The sequence below is a fragment of the Halorubrum sp. SD626R genome (assembly GCF_001261915.1).
GTDB lineage: Archaea > Halobacteriota > Halobacteria > Halobacteriales > Haloferacaceae > Halorubrum.
In genome coordinates this window covers 1-2,987 of record NZ_CVRT01000086.1, presented here as the reverse complement: position 1 = coordinate 2,987, position 2,987 = coordinate 1, and the positions used below count along the sequence as shown (strand labels likewise).

The 2,987-nt window shown below is 72.4% G+C and carries 2 protein-coding genes and 1 pseudogene; all 3 read right to left on the bottom strand.

The annotated features are described in order from the left end of the window. Positions 1-484: pseudogene (locus SD626R_RS09420) on the bottom strand (hypothetical protein); the annotation flags it as partial. Between the two features lie 142 nt (positions 485-626). Further along, positions 627-1,766 (bottom strand): hypothetical protein, encoded by a 1,140-nt coding sequence (locus SD626R_RS09415; RefSeq protein ID WP_255310136.1) that lies wholly within the window; start codon positions 1,764-1,766, stop codon positions 627-629. Between the two features lie 126 nt (positions 1,767-1,892). Then, positions 1,893-2,987 (bottom strand): His/Gly/Thr/Pro-type tRNA ligase C-terminal domain-containing protein (locus tag SD626R_RS09410; protein ID WP_092565993.1); only part of this gene is annotated, 1,095 nt, incomplete at its 5' end.

Here is a 2,987-nt window from a genome sequence, read left to right as displayed (position 1 = left end):
ACAGCGCGTCGACGGCGTCCCCGACGCGGACTCGGTCATCCTCGACGGCCGCGAAGTTGCTCCACTCGAACCGGTACGTCAGAACGCCGTACGACTGCGGGAGTTCGCGCCGCTCGGCGGTCACGCTGACGTTCGTGACGTTCATCTCGCGGCCCGTCGCGTTCTCGGCCGCGTCCGCCGTCGCGCGCATGCGATCGCCGAACCGCCCCGTGTACGCGTCCGGGTCTGACTCCACGTCAGCGCGGAGCTCCTCGAAGGCCTGCTCCTCGTCGTCGCTCGCGAGCCGGACCCGGTACTGTGTCTCCCAGACCGCGTCGCCGTCGGGCTCGACCCCGACCTCGATCAGGATGTCGTCCGGCGCGACGTCCATCTGTCCGAAGCCGCCGCCCGGGAGGCCGGCGCCGCTCTGTGCGGCTCCGGCCGGCGCGAGGCCGGCGCCGGCGACGACCGCGGCGACGACGAGAAGGAGCACCGTTCGCTGCACGGACGACAGTTACGTGGCTCGAATAAATCGCTTCCCATCCACAGAGCGGAAGCGCGCCGCGTCCGGGACGCGCGCCGCCCGCGCACGAACGGGGCCCCGGCGGACCGTCGCCGTCTGGCGGTCCGGCCGGGTCGCGGTCGATCTATCCATCGGCGCCGCTGGAGCCTGAGGGGCTTCCGTCAGCGTCGGACCCGTCGCCGGGACTCGGATTGCTGTCACCGGCGTCGGACCCGTCGCCGGGACTCGAATCGGTGCCGTCGGGACCCGCGCCGCCGTCGCCGGCGTCCGATCCGTCGCCGCGGTCGTCATCGGCCGGCGAGGAGGGGTCGTCGCCCGGCGGCGTCGCGCCCTCTCCCCCGGCTCCGTTTCCCCGGTCGCCGTCCGCGTCCGTGCCGTTCGCGGCGCCGTCCGTCGACCCTTCCCTGTCCGTCGCGTTGCCGTCGGCGTCGGGCCCGTCACCGCGCCCCGGCCGATCGGCCGCCGGCGGCCCCTCACCGTCCTTCGCTCCCGCACCGGCTCCGGGAGCCATCTCCTCGCTGGTTCCGTTGCCGTCGACTTCGGACCCGTTGCCGGCGTCTCCCGCCCCGTCACCCCGTCCCGGGCCCCCGCTCTGTCCGGGGCCCCCGCCGCGGAGGGGGTTCTCCGGCGGACCGCGCCGGTCGGCCGCCAGCGGCCCGCCCACGCCGTTCCCGGCGACGCCGCGGGCGATGGCCGCGACCTCCGGACCGCCCGCCTCGCTCGCTCGCTCGCGCAACCGGTCGAGGCGCGTCTCGTTCAGGCCGCGGTCCGCTCTGGCCGACTCGGGGAGCTCGCGGGCGACGTCGACGCTCCGGTTCGCTTCCCGCTCGACCGTCTCGGCCCGGGCGCCCAGTTCGGCCATCCGCGCGGCGAACGCGCCCTGGCTCAGTTCGCCGGCGTCGCGGCGCTCGCGGAGCTCCCGCTGGCGCCGCTCGATCTCGTCCAAACGCTCTTCCGTCCGGTTGAGTCGGTCTGCGACCAGGTCGGCCCGCTCCTCAGCTGTCTCCGTTCGGTTGAGGCCGACCTCGAACGCCCGCGAATCGACCTCACCGGCGATCTCCGCGCGCTGGACCCCGATCACGCCCGAGAGGCGCTCACCGGGACTGATGTCGCTCTCGTTCGCCGTCTCGTTGCCCGCGTCGGTCTCGTTCGTCGCCACCGGGTCGTCCTGCGCGACGGCCGTCCCGACGGGGCCGGCCGCGGCGATTCCGGCGACGCCGACCAGTACGACCGCGGCTGCGACCAGTGCGATGCTTCGATTCATTACCCGACGGTACGCGACGTATCCTCATATAAACCGATCTCCGTTAAGCCGGATCAACGCGGATTAAACGCGCGACCGCGACGGGGTGGCTCTCCCCCGGGTGCCCCCGTCGCGGTCGACGCCGGCTCAGTACGACTTCGCGAAGTAGGCGGTCCGTTCCGCCTCCTCGTCGCAGATCGCACAGGTCTCGTCGCCGTCGGCGTCGACGAGCGGGTCCTCGTCCTCGAATGGGACCATCACGATCTCGGCGGCCATCGGCTCCTTGATCGGCTCCTCGCACGCCTCGTCGCCGCACCACGGCGCCTTCACGTAGCCGCCGTGCTGGCCGAGCGTACCCAAGATTCCGGCGCGGTCGTCGGCCTCGCGGACCTCGCCGTCGAGCGTCTCCTCGGCGGCCGCGTACAGCTTCGCGTAGACCTCGTCGAGGTGGTCGCGGACCGTCCCGGCGACCTCTTCCCGGTCCTCGACGACGCTCTCCCCGTCGGGCCGGTGGACGAGCGTGAGCTCGCCGTCCTCGACCTCGTAGGGGCCGATCTCGATCCGGAGCGGAACCCCGTTGAGCTCGTGTTCGTTGAATTTGAAGCCGGGGTTGCGCTCGTCGCGGTCGTCGAGCTCGACGCGGACGCCCGCCTCGTCGAGGTCGTCGGCGACGCCCTCGGCGTAGTCGAGCACCTCGTCCTTCGTGTCCTCCTGCCAGATCGGGACGACGACGACCTGCTCCGGGGCGACGCCCGGCGGGAGCACGAGCCCCTGCTCGTCGGAGTGGGTCATGATCAGCGCGCCGAGCGCGCGCCACGAGAGCCCCCAGGAGGTGGTGTGCGCGAGCCGCTCTTCCTCGTCCTCGTCGGAGAAGGTGATGTCGAACGCCTCCGCGAACGACTGTCCGAGATGGTGAGAGGTGCCGGCCTGGACCGACTTCCCGTCGGGCATCAGCGCCTCGACGGTCGTGGTCGTCTCCGCGCCGGGGAACTTGTCGTGGTCGGGCTTTTGCCCCTTCAGCACGGGCATCGCCAGCAGGTCCTCGTAGACGGAGGCGTACTGGTCGAGCCGCGTCATCGTCTCGTCCCACGCGCCCTCGCTCGTCGCGTGCGCGGTGTGGCCCTCCTGCCAGAGGAACTCCTTCGTGCGGAAGAACGGCTTCGTCTCCGTCGCCTCCCAGCGCACGACCGAGCACCACTGGTTCACGCGCAGCGGGAGGTCGCGGTGGCTCCGGACCCACTG